Source organism: Pseudochrobactrum lubricantis, assembly GCF_041929865.1.
Lineage (GTDB): Bacteria > Pseudomonadota > Alphaproteobacteria > Rhizobiales > Rhizobiaceae > Pseudochrobactrum > Pseudochrobactrum saccharolyticum.
On record NZ_JBHEEE010000001.1, the window covers coordinates 474,505 to 493,546 of the forward strand.

12 protein-coding genes and 1 tRNA gene are annotated in these 19,042 nt (G+C 53.3%); 7 read left to right on the plus strand and 6 right to left on the minus strand.

The features are described from left to right. Positions 1–129 precede the first annotated feature (129 nt). Complete coding sequence (pgi, locus tag JNC80_RS02075; RefSeq protein WP_376709365.1) at positions 130–1,782, minus strand: glucose-6-phosphate isomerase; 1,653 nt, start codon at positions 1,780–1,782, stop codon at positions 130–132. Positions 1,783–2,082: 300 nt separating this feature from the next. Between pgi and JNC80_RS02080 the strand changes: the two genes are divergently transcribed. The 3 genes from JNC80_RS02080 (at position 2,083) to preA (ending at position 5,705) form a co-directional block, all read left to right on the plus strand. Continuing rightward, the gene (locus JNC80_RS02080) at positions 2,083–2,547 is read left to right on the plus strand and encodes an SRPBCC family protein (RefSeq protein ID WP_376709366.1); all 465 of its coding nucleotides are present in this window, start codon (positions 2,083–2,085) and stop codon (positions 2,545–2,547) included. A gap of 355 nt (positions 2,548–2,902) precedes the next feature. Beyond that, a complete protein-coding gene (locus JNC80_RS02085; RefSeq protein ID WP_376709367.1) occupies positions 2,903–4,390 on the plus strand; it encodes an NAD(P)-dependent oxidoreductase in 1,488 nt (495 codons plus the stop codon). Between the two features lies 1 nt (position 4,391). Then, on the plus strand, positions 4,392–5,705 hold the full coding sequence (gene preA, locus JNC80_RS02090; RefSeq protein WP_376709368.1) for an NAD-dependent dihydropyrimidine dehydrogenase subunit PreA: 1,314 nt from the start codon (positions 4,392–4,394) through the stop codon (positions 5,703–5,705). Positions 5,706–5,792: 87 nt separating this feature from the next. Here the strand turns inward: preA and JNC80_RS02095 are convergent, their stop codons facing one another. Next, complete coding sequence (locus tag JNC80_RS02095; RefSeq protein ID WP_374828046.1) at positions 5,793–6,461, minus strand: TetR family transcriptional regulator C-terminal domain-containing protein; 669 nt, start codon at positions 6,459–6,461, stop codon at positions 5,793–5,795. Positions 6,462–6,815: 354 nt separating this feature from the next. On the opposite strand from JNC80_RS02095, the gene JNC80_RS02100 reads away from it, so the two are divergent. After that, positions 6,816–8,066, plus strand: a complete 1,251-nt coding sequence (locus JNC80_RS02100; protein ID WP_376709369.1) for a Zn-dependent hydrolase — start codon at positions 6,816–6,818, stop codon at positions 8,064–8,066. A 94-nt stretch (positions 8,067–8,160) separates the two neighbouring features. Continuing rightward, complete coding sequence (gene hydA, locus JNC80_RS02105; RefSeq protein WP_376709370.1) at positions 8,161–9,645, plus strand: dihydropyrimidinase; 1,485 nt, start codon at positions 8,161–8,163, stop codon at positions 9,643–9,645. A 36-nt stretch (positions 9,646–9,681) separates the two neighbouring features. Here the strand turns inward: hydA and JNC80_RS02110 are convergent, their stop codons facing one another. From JNC80_RS02110 to JNC80_RS02125, 4 genes are all read right to left on the minus strand, one after another. Next, positions 9,682–12,885: an efflux RND transporter permease subunit gene (locus tag JNC80_RS02110; RefSeq protein WP_376709371.1), complete on the minus strand. Its 3,204-nt coding sequence runs from the start codon at positions 12,883–12,885 to the stop codon at positions 9,682–9,684. 2 nt (positions 12,886–12,887) lie between these two features. Further along, positions 12,888–14,027, minus strand: a complete 1,140-nt coding sequence (locus tag JNC80_RS02115; RefSeq protein WP_075654125.1) for an efflux RND transporter periplasmic adaptor subunit — start codon at positions 14,025–14,027, stop codon at positions 12,888–12,890. A 293-nt stretch (positions 14,028–14,320) separates the two neighbouring features. After that, on the minus strand, positions 14,321–15,238 hold the full coding sequence (locus JNC80_RS02120) for a pseudouridine-5'-phosphate glycosidase (protein ID WP_022710762.1): 918 nt from the start codon (positions 15,236–15,238) through the stop codon (positions 14,321–14,323). Between the two features lie 40 nt (positions 15,239–15,278). After that, complete coding sequence (locus tag JNC80_RS02125; RefSeq protein WP_225686081.1) at positions 15,279–16,442, minus strand: PfkB family carbohydrate kinase; 1,164 nt, start codon at positions 16,440–16,442, stop codon at positions 15,279–15,281. Between the two features lie 315 nt (positions 16,443–16,757). On the opposite strand from JNC80_RS02125, the gene JNC80_RS02130 reads away from it, so the two are divergent. Continuing rightward, positions 16,758–18,455 (plus strand): sensor histidine kinase, encoded by a 1,698-nt coding sequence (locus JNC80_RS02130; protein WP_376709372.1) that lies wholly within the window; start codon positions 16,758–16,760, stop codon positions 18,453–18,455. Positions 18,456–18,643: 188 nt separating this feature from the next. Next, positions 18,644–18,720: transfer RNA gene (locus JNC80_RS02135), tRNA-Arg, on the plus strand. Positions 18,721–19,042 lie beyond the last annotated feature (322 nt).

Sequence of the window (19,042 nt, forward strand, 5' to 3'; positions counted from 1 at the left end):
TTGACCGCCGGACAGGTTTTTCAATCACCTCATTCCGGCGGTTACTCCATAAACCATTATCAACAAACACGAAAAACAGATGCTTGTCACGTATCGGCAAGCAGTTTTCAGTGTATGAGGATCAGGTTTCTACACCTGCGATGCCTGATGCAGATGTGCAATCAGGCCCTGTGTGGAGGCATCGCGGCCACCGGTATTTTGTTTTCCGGTAACGACATCCAGCAATTCTGTTGCCAGTTCTTTGCCAAGTTCCACGCCCCATTGGTCAAATGCATTGATACCAAAGAGCTGCGCTTCCACAAAAACACGGTGTTCATAAAGCGCGATCAGACGCCCAAGCGCAAAAGGTGTCAGCTTGTCGTAGAGAATAGTAATCGACGGGCGGTTGCCGGAGAAAACACGATGCGGGGCAATGCGCTCCACTTCCGCTTCCGGCAATTTACGCGCGCGCAACTGCGCCTGTGCCTCTTCCAGCGTGCGGCCTTTCATCAAAGCCTCGCTCTGGGCAAAACAATTGGCCAGCAACATCTGATGCTGTTCCAGCAGTTCCGGCTCATGCGTATGCACTGCGATCATAAATTCCAGCGGAATTGTATCGGTTCCCTGATGCAAAAGCTGGAAGAAAGCATGCTGCCCGTTGGTGCCGGGTTCACCCCAGACCACAGGGCCGGTGACGCCGGAAACCGGTGTGCCGTCACGCTTCACGCTCTTGCCGTTGGATTCCATATCCAGCTGCTGCAAATAGGCCGGTAAACGCGCCAGATGCTGATCGTAAGGGATAATCGCGCGACTACCAAAACTGCAGATTTCACGATGCCAATAGCCGATCACACCCAGCATCATCGGCAGATTCTGCTCGAATGGCGCGGTACGGAAATGCTCGTCCATTGCATGGGCACCGGCGAGAAACTCTTTGAACCTATGCGCGCCGATCGCCAGCATGACCGGCAATCCGATGGACGACCACACGGAATAGCGCCCGCCAACCCAATCCCAGAAACCAAACACCCGCTCCGGCTGGATACCGAAAGCGGCAACCTTATCGAGTGCGGTAGAAACAGCCACGAAATGCGCACCGACAGCTTCTTCCCCCAGAGCATCGGCCACCCATTTACGGGCAGTTTTCGCATTGGTCATGGTTTCAATCGTAGTGAAAGTTTTCGACGCGATGATAATCAGCGTGGTTTCCGGATCAAGATCGCGCAGCGTATCGGCAATATGCGCCGGATCAATATTGGAAACGAAATGCGTATTCGGCCCGTCATGATACGGTGTCAGCGCGAGTGTTGCCATCACCGGTCCGAGGTCTGAACCACCGATACCGATATTCACCACATCGGTGATGGTGCGCCCTGTGGCGCCCGCCAGATCACCGGCACGGATTGCCTCACTGAAAAGGCTCATACGGTGCAGCACATCCTGCACCTGCGGCACGACATTTTCACCGTCTGTGACAATCACATCATCCGGTTTTGCCCGCAGAGCTACATGGAGAACGGCACGGTTCTCGGTGCTGTTGATCGGCTCGCCGGCAAACATGGCATCGCGCTGGCCTTCGACATTGCAGGCCACGGCCAGATCTTTGAGCAATGCCATTGTCTCGTCATTGACACGGCATTTTGACCAGTCGAGCAGCAAATCATCCAGTTTGAGGGAGTAGCGCTCAAAGCGCTGCGGATCTGCGGTAAAGGCCTCACGCATATTCTGTTTTTGCGCAACTGTCTGCCAATGTGCTGTCAAGGCTGTCACACCTGCCGCAATTGCCGCCTCATTCCATGCCATGCCAACCACTCCCGGGTAAAGAATAACTGCTTCTCAAATACAACCTATAACACTTTAGAGCATTTCCGCTTTAAGCTTAATTATCAGAAATGCTCTATCCTCAGCTGTACGCATTAACCTACGCAAAACCGGTTCCCGCTTTTGCTGGTAATGCTTTAAATATGAACCGATTGAAGTGTTTTAAGGGCATGATAAATAAAAACAAAATTCAGACGTTGTTTTCTTGTGATTGAAACCGATATCATTAACAAGATAGCGGGTTAAAAATATTCTGCACTACATAAATTTAAAAGGATAGAAATGGATCTGACCGGCGAAGAACGTATTCAGGCACCAAGGCAGGCTGTTTGGGATGCGATGAATGATGTGGACGTTCTCAAGCCCTGTATTCCGGGTTGCGAGACCTTGGTGCGGCTGTCGGAAACCGACATTCAGGCGGCTATTCTTGTTAATCTCAGCCTCATCAAAATCCGCTTTCACGGCTTGCTGATCCTCTCCAATCTCAACCCGCCATTTTCCTATACGATCAGCGGTGAAGGTCAGGGTTCGATTGCCGGTTTCGCTGCAGGCAGTGCCGATGTGGAACTGATCGAAGAAAGCCCTGATGTGACCATTCTGCGCTATACGATCAATGGTGATGCAGGCGGTAAAATTGCCCAGCTCGGCACCAAACTGCTCGGCAATACGGCACGCAAAATAGCTGACCGGTTTTTCGCCAATATCGGCGAAGCCGCAGCACAGAATATACGCCAAGGCAGTGCTTAACTCAGTCGTATTTTATGAGTGTATTTGTCATATTTTGACCATCTGATAAAAAATTTGACCTTCAGCAAAAATCTGTCATGCTGAGTCTACAGAAGCCAAAAGCACACAACCAAAAAAGTGCTCAGCTCTGACAGATTGCGGAACCGGCGTATAATAAGGGAACCACGCCGCTTCCCCACCATGCAGCAATGAACCAATGCGGGACGCGCATCAACATGCGTTCTGAGACAGCATTTGCATAACCGGATTTTGCTTGACGCAACTGCGCGAACAGCCGTCCGGCACCTCTGACATTGATTTTAAGCACCAGATCGCTTGTCTTAACTGCGACTGTGCCGGGAGGAGTGACAGGAGCATGAGTGACCAGCATTCGCATGACAGGCACAACAATACAGCAGCGGATATCCGGCCGAACCGCCTTGATAATTATCAGGATGTGTTTGCTGATCTGCATCCGCCGCTCGACAAGCATGAAGCACTGGTAGAAGCAGACCGCTGCTATTTCTGCTATGATGCGCCATGTATGACGGCCTGCCCGACCCATATTGATATTCCGCAATTCATTCGCCAGATCGCAGGCGGCAATCCGCAGGGCGCAGCGCGTACGATTTTGAGTGAGAATATTCTCGGCGGCATGTGCGCCCGCGTCTGCCCGACGGAAACCCTGTGCGAAGAAGCCTGCGTGCGTGAAGCCGCAGAAGGCAAGCCCGTACGTATCGGTCTATTGCAGCGTCATGCCACCGACCATCTGATGGAAAGCGGTGTTCATCCTTTCACCCGTGCACCGGTTACCGGTAAAAGCGTGGCGGTTGTCGGCGCGGGTCCTGCCGGTCTTGCCTGCGCCCATGCGCTGGCACGAGAAGGCCATACGGTGACGATTTTTGAAGCCCGCCCGAAAGGCGGCGGCCTCAACGAATATGGTATCGCCTCTTATAAGAGCGTCGATAATTTTGCTGCCCGTGAACTGGAATTCATTCTGAAAATCGGTGGCATCACCATTGAAACCGGCAAGGCGCTCGGCAAAGACATTCAGCTCGATGCGTTACGTTCCGGCTATGATGCCGTGTTTTTGGGGCTTGGCCTCGGCGGCACAAACCGGCTGCATATTGCCGGTGAAGATGCCGAGAATGTGCTGGATGCAGTGCGCACCATTGCAGAGTTACGTCAAAGCTCTGACCTTTCCCGCCTGAATATCGGCAAAAATATAGTCGTTATCGGCGGTGGTATGACAGCCATTGATATTGCTATCCAGATCAAACGGCTGGGCGCGGAGAATGTAACGCTGGCCTATCGCCGTGACCGCGAACATATGAATGCCAGCCTCTATGAACAGCAACTGGCACAGACCGAAGGCGTGGTGATCCGTGATTGCCTGCAACCGGAGGAAATTCTGCTCAATGAACAGGAGCAAGCCATCGCGATCCGCTTTGCGCAGACCGAGCAGCGCGAAGGCAAACTGGTTGCCACCGGCGCCACACTCACCTTAGCTGCCGACCAGATTTACAAAGCCATCGGCCAAAAACTTGACGGACAAGGCCTTGGTGCCAGTGGCATGGAAATGAGTGGCGGGCGGATTAAAATTGATACTGAAAACCGTACCAGTGTGAAAGGCATCTGGGCTGGCGGCGATTGTGTTGCTGGCGGTCAGGATCTTACCGTGGCCTCGGTGCAGGACGGCAAGATCGCCGCGCAATCCATCCATCAGCATCTCATGCAATTGCCGGAAGCCGTGAGCGGCTTTGCCGAGGCCGTGCTGGCAGCCAATCGCAAAGATCTGCCGAGCCTCCATCCGCGCGCACCATCGGTGCACAACCATACGAACTCTCCGGTAAAGGATCACTGACATGGCTGATCTGACCACGAATTTTCTCGGTATCCGTTCACCCAATCCGTTCTGGCTGGCTTCTGCCCCGCCAACCGACAAAGCCTATAATGTGGAGCGTGCTTTCAAAGCCGGTTGGGGTGGCGTTGTCTGGAAGACGCTGGGTGCGGAAGGCCCGCCGGTCGTCAATGTCAACGGCCCGCGCTATGGTGCCATCTGGGGTGCCGACCGCAGATTGCTCGGCTTCAACAATATTGAGCTGATTACTGACCGCTCTCTGGAAATCAACCTGCGTGAGATGAAAGAGGTAAAAAGCCGCTGGCCTGACCGCGCTCTGATCGCCTCCATCATGGTGCCCTGCGAAGAGGAAGCATGGAAAGCTATTCTGCCACGGGTGGAAGAAACCGGTGCCGACGGGATTGAGCTGAATTTCGGTTGTCCGCACGGTATGAGCGAACGCGGCATGGGCGCTGCCGTCGGTCAGGTGCCGGAATATGTAGCGATGGTGGTGAAATGGTGTAAACAATATAGCCGTATGCCGGTGATTACCAAACTCACCCCGAATATCAGCGATATCCGTATGCCTGCGCGGGCTGCTAAAAATGCCGGAACCGATGCGGTATCGCTCATCAATACCATCAATTCCATCGTCTCAATTGATCTCGACAATTTTGCCCCGCAACCAAGCATTGACGGACGCGGCTCCCATGGCGGCTATTGCGGCCCTGCGGTCAAACCGATTGCGCTCAATATGGTGGCGGAAATTGCCCGCGATCCGGAAACACGCGGATTGCCGATTTCCGGTATCGGCGGCATCACCACATGGCGCGATGCAGCGGAATATATCTCGCTCGGTTGCGGCACAGTTCAGGTCTGCACGGCAGCTATGACCTATGGTTTCAAGGTTGTGCAGGAAATGATCGACGGTCTGTCCGACTGGATGGACAGCAAAGGCTATCAGTCGCTCGATGATTTCCGCGGACTTGCAACCCCGCAGGTCACCGACTGGCAATATCTCAACCTCAATTACACCACCAAAGCGCGGATCGATCAGGATGCCTGCATCAAATGCGGCCGCTGTCACATTGCCTGTGAGGACACCTCCCATCAGGCGATTACTTCGATGGTGGACGGCGTGCGCCATTTTGAGGTGATTGATGAGGAATGTGTCGGCTGTAATCTCTGCGTGAGCGTCTGTCCTGTGCAGGATTGTATAACCATGGAGCAGGTTTCCGGTATTGATCCACGCACCAAAGAGCCGATCAGCCCTGATTATGCCAACTGGACAACCCATCCGAACAATCCGATGGCAAAACACAAACAGGCGGCAGAATAGGAGCGGTAAACGGTGACAAGACAGGCAGTCATCACAACCCGTAAAACAGAGAGCGGCAGAGAATTTTCTGCCGCAACTCCTCCCTGCTTAACGGGGCCGGATACCGTTGAGCAAAATGGCGCTGACCGCCTGCACCGTTTTCTCACAGCAATCCGGCGCATCAAATTTTTCACCGAGCACTGCGCGCAACTGCGTTTCAAAATCGGAATAATGCTGGGTCGTCGCCCAGATCGTGAAAATCAGATGATGCGGGTCGGTCTTTGCCAGCCTGCCCTCTTCCATCCATTGCCCGATCATGGCCGCTTTTTCATCCACCAGTTCGCGCATATCCTCTTGCAGGAAAGTGCCGATTGCCGGTGCACCATGCATAATCTCATTGGCGAACAGGCGCGAAGCCGCAGGATTGCGGAACGCCATTTCAATCTTATTGCGGATATAAGAGCCAAGCTCTTCCAGCGGTTCGCCCTGCGGATCAATAGACTGCAGCGAAGCCAGCCATTCTTCCATCGTCTGCTGCAAAACGGTGTTGTAAATATCTTCCTTGCGGCGGAAATAATACAGAAGATTGGGCTTCGACATGCCGGATTTCAGCGCGATCTGGTCGATGGTGGAACCGCGAAAACCATAGGTCGAGAACACATCCAGCGCGGCTTCGAGAATGAGCTTGCGGTTCATTTCCTGAATACGCGACAGGCTTTCAGGCTGTTCCTGCTGCATCACGGAAATGTCTTTAGCCGATTTAGATTTCCGTACCATGCTGCTCTTCCCCGCATTTTCATACTGCCTGCAAATATAATGCGTTACAGGCAAATTCGGCCACCGATATTCTCTTGTCCTGAACGGATTTTAGTGGATGATACAGCAGCCGGTTTCCAGCAACGGAAACAAGCCGGTTTCATAAAATACTCCGCAACAGAACGGAGCAGTAATCAACGTGTTTTTGGGGAAACAATCAAGGCTCTTTTTGTGCGGCCTCTGACAAGGCTGCGCTTATTACGCCAAAACGCATCATCTTTCACGATGCGCTGAATGAGGAGGAAATCCACATGCCGTCTCCCCGCGCCTTTATGAACTTATCATGATTAATACAGACCGCATACGGAAACAGACATGAACACGCATCTGAACAGCAATCTCAAAACCAATGCTGACCGCCTCTGGGACAGCCTGATGGATATGGCCAAAATCGGCCCCGGCATTTCAACAGGGAATAACCGTCAGACCCTGACAGATGAAGACCGCGAAGGCCGGCTGCTTTTTCAGAAATGGTGCGAAGATGCCGGTATGACCATGGGCGTCGATACAATGGGCAATATGTTCGCCCGCCGCGAAGGCAGTGATCCGTCGCTGCCACCGGTGATGCTCGGCAGCCATCTGGATACACAGCCGACCGGCGGTAAATTCGACGGTGTGCTTGGTGTCCTTGGCGGGCTTGAAGTGGTGCGCACCCTCAATGATCTCGGCATTAAAACCCGTCATCCGATTGAAGTGGTCAACTGGACCAATGAAGAAGGCGCACGTTTTGCTCCCGCCATGCTGGCCTCCGGTGTCTTCGCCGGTCTTTTTGATGAAGCATGGGCGAAATCCCGCACGGATGCGGACGGTAAAACCGTTGGCGACGAGCTGAAACGCATCGGCTTTGAAGGTTCAATCCCGACAACTAAACGCCCGATCAAAGCCTATTACGAGTTACATATTGAGCAAGGGCCTATTCTGGAAGATGAAGGTCTGGATATCGGTATTGTCACCCACGGTCAGGGGCTGAAATGGTTGCAGATTACGCTCACCGGTAAAGAAGCCCATACCGGCTCAACACCGATGCGCAAACGCGTGAATGCAGGGCTTGGTATGGCACGTATCACCGAGCGGGTGGATGAGATTGCATGGGAGCACGCACCGAATGGCGTGGGTGCCGTGGGCTATGCCCATATCAGCCCGAATTCCCGCAATATCATTCCGGGTACTGCTGTTTTTGTCGCCGACTTCCGTCATCCGGATAAAGCAGAACTCGCCAAAATGGTGCAGAAACTGGAGAAATCCGTAGCGGAAATCTGTGAGAAAATCGGCCTGACTTATCAGATTGAAGAAGTCGGCGCGTTTGATCCGGTTTCCTTTGACGAGACCTGCCTCTCGACCATCCGTCAGGCAACCGAGCGTCTCGGTCTGTCACACCGCAATATTATATCCGGTGCCGGCCATGATGCCTGCTGGATTAATCAGGTTGCACCGTCAGCCATGATTATGTGCCCTTACGTTGATGGTCTGAGCCATAATGAGGCGGAAGATATCACCAAAGAATGGGCCGGCAATGGCGCTGATGTGCTGTTGCATGCAGCATTGGAAACCGCTGAAATCGTATAAATACCTGCTCCGGCATGAGACATTTGTGCCGGAGCCTTTAACCTTTTCGATCAATCAGCATCTGTTCGCAAAAAACCATAAGGGGAAACGAACAATGTCATATTCCGGATCACATAAAGATAAGAAAACAACGCTGATTAAAGGCGGTAAAATCGTTACCGCAGACCGCTCTTACGATGCGGATATTCTGATTGCAGACGGCAAAATTGCCGCTATCGGCCATGATTTGCAGGGCGACACAACAATTGATGCCTATGGCTGCCTGATTATGCCGGGGGGCATTGATCCCCACACCCATCTGGAAATGCCGTTTATGGGCACCCATAGTTCCGATGATTTTGACAGCGGCACCGCTGCGGCACTGGCCGGCGGTACCACAATGGTGGTGGATTTTGTACTGCCCTCACCGGAGGGCAATTTGCTGGAAGCCTTGCAGGACTGGTTTCAGAAAGCAGGCAAAGCGCGCACCGACTATTCCTTCCACATGGCCGTCACCGGCTGGAGCGAACGCTGCTATAATGAAATGCCGGAAGTGGTGGCACGCGGCGTCAATACATTCAAACATTTCATGGCCTATAAAGGCGCATTGATGGTCAATGATGACGAGATGTTTGCCTCTTTCCGTCGTTGTGCCGAAATCGGTGCCATGCCGCTGGTGCATGCCGAAAACGGCGATATTGTCGCGCAATTACAACAAAATCTGCTGGCAGCAGGCAATACAGGGCCTGAAGCGCACAGCTATTCCCGCCCGCCGGAAGTGGAAGGCGAAGCCACCAACCGTGCGATCATGATTGCTGATCAGGCAGGTGTACCGCTCTATGTGGTGCATGTTTCCTGCGAACAGGCGCATGAAGCCATCCGCCGTGCGCGCCAGAAAGGTATGCGTGTTTATGGCGAACCGCTGATCCAGCATCTGACACTGGATGAAAGCGAGTATCAGAATAAAAACTGGGACTATGCGGCACGGCGGGTGATGTCGCCGCCATTTCGCAACAAGATCAATCAGGACAGTCTCTGGGCAGGTTTAAGCGCAGGCAGCCTGCAATGTGTAGCCACTGACCATTGCGCTTTCACCACCGAACAAAAGCGTCACGGCGTTGGTAATTTCACCAAAATCCCGAATGGCACAGCAGGGTTGGAAGAACGTCTGCCGGTACTCTGGACGACAGGTGTGCGTACCGGTCGCCTGACCGAGAATGAATTTGTCGCTGTTACCTCAACCAATGCAGCGAAAATTCTCAATATCTATCCGCGCAAAGGTGCGGTGCTGGAAGGATCAGATGCAGATCTCATCATCTGGGATCCGAATGCAACCAAGACAATCTCGGCGAAGCATCAGCATTCGGCAATTGATTACAATGTTTTTGAAGGCATGAAAGTGACCGGCCTGCCACGTATGACCATCAGCGGCGGGCGCGTTGCCTATGCGCAGGGTAAAATTCTGGCAGAGCCCGGTGACGGACGCTTTATTGAGCGTGCACCGAACACACCGCAGCAGCAGGCTTTGTCGGTATGGAAAGAGGTAGTAGCACCACGCAAAGTGGAACGCGATCCGGCACTGATGCCGATTGGTGTGTGAAATAAAAACGGCGGGTATTTATCCCGCCATTTTTATTTATTCCGGTTTCATTTCCAGCGTGGCCGCATGAGTCAGCTCACGATCCAGACGTTTTTCTTCATCGCTTTTCGGCTTGGTAAAACGACCAAGCAGCAGATAGGCAACCGGTGTCACATAAAGTGTGGCAATAGTTGCCAGACCGAGACCGCCAACAATAATCCAGCCCAGCGCGATACGGGCTTCTGCACCGGCGCCGGAAGCAATGACCAGCGGAATACCGCCAAGCACCGCACAGATCATCGTCATACAGACCGGACGCAGGCGGATATTCGATGCCTCTTCCACGGCCTCACGTAAAGACAGGCCGCGGTCGCGCAACTGATCGGCAAATTCCACGATCAGAATACCGTTCTTCGCCATAATCCCGACCAGCAGCACCAGCCCGATCTGGCTATACACGTTCAGACTCGTGCCTGTGAGGATCAGCGCCACAATGGCACAACCCAATCCCAGCGGCACGGTCGCCATTACGATCAGCGCACTGACGAAGCTCTCAAACTGCGCGGCCAAAACCAGCAGAATAATCACCACCGCAAAGCCAAATACCAGAAACAGACCGGTCGAGGTTTCACCTAAAGTTGCCGCTTCTGCCAGCGGCACCATCTGCACACCGGCAGGCAGCAATGGCGCGGCCAGTTCCTGTACGGTTTTATAAGCATCGCCCAGAGCAAAATCACTGCTCAGACCTGAAGTAATCGCAATGGAGCGCAGGCGTTGTTCACGCGCCAGCTGCGGCGGCACCGCAATTTCCCGTACCGAAGCAATCGTTGCCATCGAGACATAACGGCCGTCACCGGTACGCATGAAGACATTTTCCAGATCCGTCGGATCATTGATCGGATTGGACGTCGCCATCATCTTCACGTCATAGGAACGGTCGCCGATATAGACAGCGCCGATCCTGCGGCCATCGAGCACCGACTGCACCGCATTGGCGAGACCGGTAATATCGATACCGAGATCCGATGCCCGCTCGCGGTCAATCTGTACCGAGAGCTGCGGCTGCGTTGCGTCCACCGACAGGCGTGGCTGCTGGAAGCGCGGATCTTTTTCCATCTCGGCCAGCAAAGCACGGGTCACCGGCTGGATCGTGGCATAATCATTGCCGACCAGCGTGAATTGCAGACCATTGCCGGCACCGCGAATACCGAGACTGTTTGGCTGCAGAGTAAATGCACGCACGCCGGTGATCGGACGCAGACGCTTATTAATATCGGCAACAATATCCTGCTGCTTACGGTCGCGCTCTGCCCAGTCGGCCAGTGTCAGCACCATAAAGCCGTTATTGGACGCACCGCCGGAGCCGGCAATAGCATAGGAATTTACAATCTCGCCATTATCGCGCAGCGGTTTGAGCGCAACGTCAATCTGCTCAAGCTGTGAGCGCAGGAAATCAATACTGATGCCCTGCGGGCCGGAAATACGCAGCATAACGGCAGAACGATCCTCATTCGGGGTCAGTTCCTGACGCAAAGTCGTATAGGCACTTAATGAGAAGAAGGCGAAGACCAGAGCAGCCGCAACCACAATCCACGGCGCATTAAGGCACCAATGCAGACTGCGGCGATAGAATTGTGCCAGACCGGCACTGATACGATAAACAAGTCCGCGCGGCTTATCTGCGCCGGTTTCATGGGCGATGCTTTCGGCGGTCAAAAACCGCGAAGCCAGCATCGGACACAGTGTGAGCGCCACCACGGAGGACAGCAGAACAGCAATTGCCAGCACAAAACCGAATTCGCGGAACAAGCCGCCGGCCTGTCCGGGCAGGAAGGAAATCGGCACAAACACCGCCACCAGTGTCAGTGTTGTGGCGATAACCGCAAAGAACACTTCTTTCGTGCCAAGCACCGCAGCCGCACGCGGCCCCAGCCCCATCGACCGGCGCCGGACAATATTTTCCAGCACCACAATCGCGTCATCCACCACCAGACCGGTTGCCAGAACCAGCGCCAGAAGGGTCAGAATATTGATCGAAAATCCTGCCAGATAAATCGCCGCCACAGTACCGACCAGCGCCACCGGAATGGAAACAGTCGGGATCAGTGTCGCGCGGATATCGCGCAGGAACATATAGATGACAGCAATAACAATGAGGATCGCTGCAGTCAGCGCGATTTCCACTTCATGCATCGCACCACGGATGAAGTTCGCATCATCACTGGTCACCCGCATTGTCATGCCTTCCGGCAATGTCTTATTCAGGCGCTCAACTTCCGCACGAATACCGTCCGAAATATCCAAGGTGTTGGACTGAGCCTGACGGATAATGCCAAGGCCGATACTGTTACGACCATTATTGAGCACTGCCGAGCTTTCAATATCCGGCCCCAGCGTGACATTGGCGACATCGCGGATGCGGGTCTGCCCTTTGATAATGATATTCTCAAAATCCTGCGGCGAGGAAACCGATGCTGTGGCGCGCACCACAATCGCCTGAGATGCACTGCGCAGCGATCCGGCGGGCTGATCCAAAGCCATAGAAGCCAGTGCCGAACTGACATCGGCAAAGGTCAGGCCATAGCTGGCCAGACGTTTATGGTCGATATCAATACGGAAAATCTTATCACGGTCACCATAAGTTTCCACATCGGCAACACCGGGTACGGCGGAAAGTACATCGACAATCTGATCTTCCACAATCACCGTCATATCATCAACGCTGAGCGTTTCAGACGCGATTGCCAGACGCATGACTGCATCAGCATTGGAATCCGCCTTGATGATACGCGATGCATCAGCTTCTTCCGGCATCTGGTTGGCCACGCGCGAGATCGAGTCACGCATATCAGCGGCGGCGACATTGATGTCCACGCCGTCATTGAATTCAACCGTCACACGGCTGCGGCCGAATGATGAGGTTGAAGAAATATTCTTCACACCGGAAACACGGGCAACTTCATTTTCCAGAACCTGCGTGACCTCACGGTCAACCGTTTCTGCAGATGCGCCGTCAAAAGTTGTACTGATCGAAATAACCGGACGGTCAACATCCGGCAATTCGCGGATATCCACGCCGCTCAGAGCCGCAAGTCCTGCTACCACAATCAGCACATTGAGCACAAAAGCAAAAACCGGACGACGGATAAACAATGCCGTAAAACCGCCGGTCTGCGGATTATGCCCGCCGCCTTTTTCTTCAGCGCCGGTTACATCCTCAGTCACTGTGTTTGTTTCAGCGGATGATTTGTCAGAATTCATCATCATCCTGCCTGTTTACTGTTTGCCTGCGCTGTGGCCGGTTCTTTCGGGCTGGCGGTATTGCCCGCGCCCTTAATCGTCACATTGCCGCCTTCACGCACATTCTGCACACCTTCGGTGACAATCGTATCACCCTCAGCCAGTGCACCATCAACCAGCACTGCATTGGCATTGCGCTGGATAATCCGCGCAGCTACACGCTCGGCCTTGCCGTCTTTGGTAATGCGCCAGACATAAGAACCATCGCCGTCCCACTGCACAGACAGCGGATCAACCGCCAGATATTGATCGCCGGGGAAAAGGATAGTCACGGTAAAAGACATACCGGCACGCAGCACATCGCTCGGATTGGTAATTTCCGCACGCACCCGCAAAGTCCGGCTGGCCGCGTCAATCATATTATCCATAGCACTGACCTGCCCCTGAAAGCTCTTGCCTGGCAGAGCCGTCGGCATTGCTGTCACGGCCTGTCCCAACCGCAATTGCGGTGCAAACCGTTCCGGTACCCAGATATCAATCAGCAGCTTTGAGCGGTCATCAATCGTGGCGATGGTGGTGGAGGATGTGACATAATTCCCTGCGTCCACCGGTAGAATACCGACAATACCGGCAATCGGTGCTGTAACCGAACGGCGGCTGAGCGCCAGTTCCGCATCCTTCACAGCCAGTTTTGCATTGGCCAGAGCAAGCTCTGCCGCAACAACCTGTACCTGTGTTGCCGTGTTCGATGCCCGCAAAGTTGCCATACGTTGTTGTGTAATTTCCGCGTCTTTCAGCAGCACCTGTGCTTTCTCAACGGCAATCTGTTCTGTTTCCGCATCCAGTTCGGCAATGACCTGATCTTTTTGGACGGTGGTGCCCGCACTCACCAGAAACCGGCGAATAGTTCCGCTTGAATAAGGCGAAACCGCAACCGTATTGAGCGCAACACCGCTGCCGATAGCACTCAGCTTGTCATTGACGACCTGTTTCTGGGCTGGCTTTACAACCACCAAAGGCGCGTTGCGCGCGCCACTCTGCCCTGCTGCCGGTGCGCCGCCGGTGGCCTGTGTCGCGGAACGTTCAGTATTATACCAGCTCCAGCCCCCGAAGGCGGCGGCAGCCACGACCAAACAAACCGTAATTTGTTTCCAGTTTTTCATTATCTTCCGATCTTGCCGCAACCTGAGTTAATTGCCTGCACAGACAGGCTCGCTGCATTCTGCTCTTAAAATGCGTAATCTGCGGCCTCAGGTCTAATTAAATTTCTGTAATCCTGTTGCGGCAAAGTGCCGGAAAGCCCGTAAAACCGGTATCCGGCCCTGTAAAAACCACGTCTCACGCCCTGAGATGAGCTGATATGGTTAATAAGACCTTACCATGACATAGGTCTGACAAAACAAAACGGGCGGAAACACGATGTTTCCGCCCGCTGAACTCAATAGGATACTGTCTTTTATACGATGGCTTTATAGGCAACGGCCATACGTGCTGCCAGTTTGGCATTGTTCAGCACCAGCGCAATATTGGCTTTCAGGCTGCGGCCTTCCGACAGTTCATTGATGCGCGCCAGCAGGAAAGGTGTCACATCTTTACCGCCAACGCCCTGATCGGCAGCTTCCTTAACAGCGGCTTCAATCGTGCCGTTAATGAATTCCGGTGTCAGTGCATCTTCTTCAGGGATCGGATTGGCAATCAGAATACCGGTGCCGGAACCAAGCGCATGATGCAGCGCCATCGCTTTCGCAATCTCTTCCGCGCTGTTCAGGCGGTGATCGGCTTTACAACCGCTCGAACGGGTAAAGAATGCTGGAAAATCATCGCTGCCATGCGCAATAATCGGCACGCGCTGGGTTTCAAGATATTCAAGGGTTTTCGGAATATCGAGAATGGATTTCACACCTGCGCAAACGACAGTGGTGTTGGTCATGCCCAGTTCGTTCAGGTCGGCGGAAATATCGAAGCTGTCTTCCGCACCGCGATGCACACCGCCAACGCCGCCGGTGGCGAAGATTTCAATACCGGCCAGCGCAGCAATACGCATGGTTGCGGAAACAGTGGTACCGGCAGTCAGTCCCTGCACCATATCAGCAGCCAGATCGCGGCTCGATGTTTTCACCGCATCGGTGGTCTGTGCAAGCTGTTCCAGCTGGGCATCTCCGAGGCCGACATGGATTTCGCCTTTGAGCACAGCGATGGTTGCCGGTGTCGCACCGTTTTCACGGATCACAGCTTCAACCTTACGCGCCATTTCCAGATTCTGCGGGAAAGGCATGCCATGGGTGATGATCGTGGATTCAAGAGCAACAACAGGTGCGCCTTTATCGAGAGCGGCGCGGACTTCATCGCTGAAATGCATAGTCAAACGGGTCATAGCTGGAGCAGCCTTTCTGAGGGAGTTTAATGGAGATAAATCAGTCGCGAATACGATGAAGGTTCGCTTCGAGAAAATGTGCAGACAAGTCCGGATGGACGCTGGCGTCGCTTTCGGTCGTCAGCGTGGCCAGCAAAGTACCGGTGCGCACTGCATCGGGCAATTCCTTCCGGTCAAGCAGACAATAAAGCGTGCCGGAAATCAGCGCATCGCCCGCGCCGGTAATATCCACCGGCTGCGCAGGCACACTGGCAATATGCCGGATGCCGCTTTCATCGCCAATATGAACACCGCCAGCACCCATGGTCATGACGATTTTGGCAACGCCGCGCGCATGTAAGGCATTGATCGCCTGCTCGGCTGTCAGGCGTGGTGTACCCGCAGGGTGACGCAACAGGCTATGCGCCTCATCCAGATTGAGAAACAGCAGATCAACACCACTGAGATCCTGCGGCAGGCGCAGTGCTTTTGGTGCGGAAACCGTATCAACAGCCAAACGGAAACGGCTGCCGGTTTTCTTCGCCAGCAAGGTTTCCAATGTTGCCTGCGGCAGATTGCAATCGGCAAAAACCCAGTCAGCCGAAGCCAGATGCGGCCACACGGTTTCCAGCGTTTCAGGCTTGAACAGGTCGAAAATGCCCATATCGGCAATGCCGAGTGCCAGCTCATTATCTGGCCCAAGAATGGCAGCATATTCAGCAGTCGGCGCTTCATTGGTCACAATCGCACGGCTGACATCAACACCAAGCAGACGCAGATGATCAAGAATAGCGCGTCCGGTTTCATCATCGCCAAGAATAGAAACAAAGCCGATATTTACGCCGAGCCGCGCCAGATTTTCCGTGACATTACGGGCAACACCGCCATGGCTGCGATAACCGCTGACCGGATTAGATGTCTCGCTGATGAGCGGGGCATGGGCATGATATTTACGATCAAAAACCGCGCCGCCAATACAGACGATGCGCTTGTTCTCCGGCAGATAATAGCCACGCCCGAGCACAAAACCCTTTTGGGTCAGCTGCACAATATGAGCAGCAACCGTAGAACGCGCCAGTTTCAGCGCATCGGCAATCTGCTGCTGGCCGACAAACGGATTAGCGACAATCATCTCCAGAACAGCACGTTCCTGCGCGGAGAGATCCTGCAGATTTTGCGCACCGGCTTTTGCTGACTGGTTCACATCCTGATCGCCCTGCACCATTGCCATTCTCCGTTTCAATCGTCCTGATGGGAGCCATATAGCAGAGCAATTTCAGATAATCAAACAAATGTTAAAATAAAAACTTTTGTTTTGTCATTCTTCAGGGAAAACTCCCTCATCACCGCACGAAAATTTGAAATTTTGGCTTAAAGCGCCTATATTACAAACTTGCAGGATTTTAGCCTTTGTGGGGACAGGCTTGCGGTCAGGCATATTTATGCAACTGTACAATCCGTGACCCGGGCGATCGCCTGTTTTGGTCCGTGGGTGGAGACGGGGGACAGGAACAACCTGTCAGCCTGACGGATGGGTGAAATGACCTTTATGAAAAGCAAGGATTTTCAAAGGCCTGCTGACAAAGCCTCTGCAGAATCAGAAAAGAAGCGCGCCGAGGAATTACAGGCGCGCAGCCGTGAGCAAGCTGATCTGACTGCGGAAGGTAACAGCGCGACATCTGGCACCCAAACATCCCTCTCCGCGATTGCCGCCAATGCACCTTTAAGCACAAGTATCCCGCCGGTCTTCACCAATACCGGATCGGATTTTACTGCGAATGATCCCGATGACCTGCATATTCCGCTGCGTCACCGCCTTTCCAGTAAATTGCTTTTGATGACAACTCTGGCCGTGCTGATTGCCGAAGTTATCATTCTCGCGCCGTCACTGGCGAATATGCGCAATCAATGGCTGAATGCCAAACATACCATGATTGCCACCTCCAGCCTGTTATTGCTCGATGCGAATCCGGACACGACGCTGGAATTGCAGATTCAGGATCAGTTACTGCGCTCCACAGGCGCACAATCCATTACAGTCACCCGTAATGGCAGCAGCCGCGTTCTGGCTGCCTCACCGGAGGCGGTGCAGGTCGATGAATATATTGATCTGACAACAGCAACACCGCTGAGTGATTTCTGGGGCGCCCTGCTCACCCTGACCAGCGGCGGCAATAAGACAATGCAGGTGTCAGGCCCGCCCGATTACAGCGGCACCACGGTTGAATTTGTGATGAGTGATAATGCCCTGCATAACAGGCTGATCAAAAACTCCCGTATTATTGCTGCGATATCGCTGCTGATTTCGCTGATCGCGGCCGCGCTGATTTATTTCATCATTCACCGTCTGCTGCTGCGCCCTGTCGGCCATATGTATGAGAATATGTTTGCTTTCGGCCAGAAACCGGATGATCCGACACTGATTATTGACGGCTCTTGCCGCAAAGACGAACTTGGTTATGCCCAGAACAGGCTGGCACAGATGCAGACACATCTGCAGCATTTGTTTCAGGAGCGTAAACATCTGGCCGATCTCGGTCTGGCCGTCTCCAAGATCAATCACGACATGCGTAATATTCTGGCCTCAGCACAGCTGATGTCGGACAGTCTTGCCGATACCAATGATCCGGTTGTGCAACGCTTCTCACCGAAGCTTATCCGGACACTGAACCGCGCCATCACCTATTCCGAGACTGTGATCGCTTACGGTCGCACGCAGGAAGCCGTGCCGGTTCGCCAGCAACGCCTGCTGCGTCCGCTGATTCACGAAGTTGAAGACATGCTGGTGCTTCCATCGGATGTACAGATTGCCTTCCGCAATATGGTTCCCGTCGATTTTGAAGCCTATATCGACAAAGAACAAATGCTGCGGGTGCTGAATAATCTCTGCCGCAATGCGGTACAGGCAATGGGCACCTATCACCGGCAGCCGGAAACTGAAAAATGCCTGACTATCAGCGCGTGGCGCATAGGCAATACCTGTTATATTGCCGTGGCGGATACCGGCCCCGGCCTGCCTAAGAAAGCGCGGGACAATCTGTTCACCGCTTTTCGCGGGTCAACACGCAGCGACGGCACCGGATTGGGGCTGGTTATTGCTCAGGAACTGGTTCGCGCCCATGGCGGCACCATAGAATTGCGTGACGATTACAAAGACGGTGCATTATTTGAGATTCGTATCCCTGATATGCCTGTCTATCCGCCACCGTTTCAGCGCTCACAACGCAATATGGTGTAATTATTTCAACGCTCTGCGCGAAAAGCGCCTTCAGGAAAGCCACGCAATCGCGTGGTTTTCTTATATTTATCCCCAGCCTTCAAAAAAAATACAAATTTCTGAAAGTTTTTCATCATAAGCCCTTGCAATGCCAAACAGAACCCTTTAGAGAGCGCTTACCGCACCGAAACGGAGCGGTTCTAGGGCAAGCACCCGTAGCTCAGCTGGATAGAGCACCAGACTACGAATCTGGGGGTCAGAGGTTCGAATCCTTTCGGGTGCGCCACTCCTTCTCAAAATTGAGAAGTTGACTTTCTGAAGATCAGAAAAATTCCTGTCACATTTGATAGTTTCATGCGTTATATACTGTGCTTATTACAAGCACATAGAGTTCAGATACGCATCTCCGGACAACTCACTCGAATCACCTTGACGCGTGTTGTTTCCTCTGTTGAATATCAAAAATATTTCTCCGCCCTGCTCGCATTCGCAACAATAAATATTCGTTACAATGTGATTCTCAGGAGATGCGCTTTTTGTTTATTTTGAAAAATACGAAATCAGCGATCTCAAATCATAAATATGTGGCTAGAGGCCTGCTCGTCGCT

Excerpts from the sequence above, each read along its gene's own strand:
- pgi (WP_376709365.1), bottom strand. The coding sequence starts at position 1,782 with ATGGCATGGAATGAGGCGGCAATTGCGGCAGGTGTGACAGCCTTGACA.
- JNC80_RS02080 (WP_376709366.1), top strand. The coding sequence starts at position 2,083 with ATGGATCTGACCGGCGAAGAACGTATTCAGGCACCAAGGCAGGCTGTT.
- JNC80_RS02085 (WP_376709367.1), top strand. The coding sequence starts at position 2,903 with ATGAGTGACCAGCATTCGCATGACAGGCACAACAATACAGCAGCGGAT.
- preA (WP_376709368.1), top strand. The coding sequence starts at position 4,392 with ATGGCTGATCTGACCACGAATTTTCTCGGTATCCGTTCACCCAATCCG.
- JNC80_RS02095 (WP_374828046.1), bottom strand. The coding sequence starts at position 6,461 with ATGGTACGGAAATCTAAATCGGCTAAAGACATTTCCGTGATGCAGCAG.
- JNC80_RS02100 (WP_376709369.1), top strand. The coding sequence starts at position 6,816 with ATGAACACGCATCTGAACAGCAATCTCAAAACCAATGCTGACCGCCTC.
- hydA (WP_376709370.1), top strand. The coding sequence starts at position 8,161 with ATGTCATATTCCGGATCACATAAAGATAAGAAAACAACGCTGATTAAA.
- JNC80_RS02110 (WP_376709371.1), bottom strand. The coding sequence starts at position 12,885 with ATGAATTCTGACAAATCATCCGCTGAAACAAACACAGTGACTGAGGAT.
- JNC80_RS02115 (WP_075654125.1), bottom strand. The coding sequence starts at position 14,027 with ATGAAAAACTGGAAACAAATTACGGTTTGTTTGGTCGTGGCTGCCGCC.
- JNC80_RS02120 (WP_022710762.1), bottom strand. The coding sequence starts at position 15,238 with ATGACCCGTTTGACTATGCATTTCAGCGATGAAGTCCGCGCCGCTCTC.
- JNC80_RS02125 (WP_225686081.1), bottom strand. The coding sequence starts at position 16,442 with ATGGTGCAGGGCGATCAGGATGTGAACCAGTCAGCAAAAGCCGGTGCG.
- JNC80_RS02130 (WP_376709372.1), top strand. The coding sequence starts at position 16,758 with ATGACCTTTATGAAAAGCAAGGATTTTCAAAGGCCTGCTGACAAAGCC.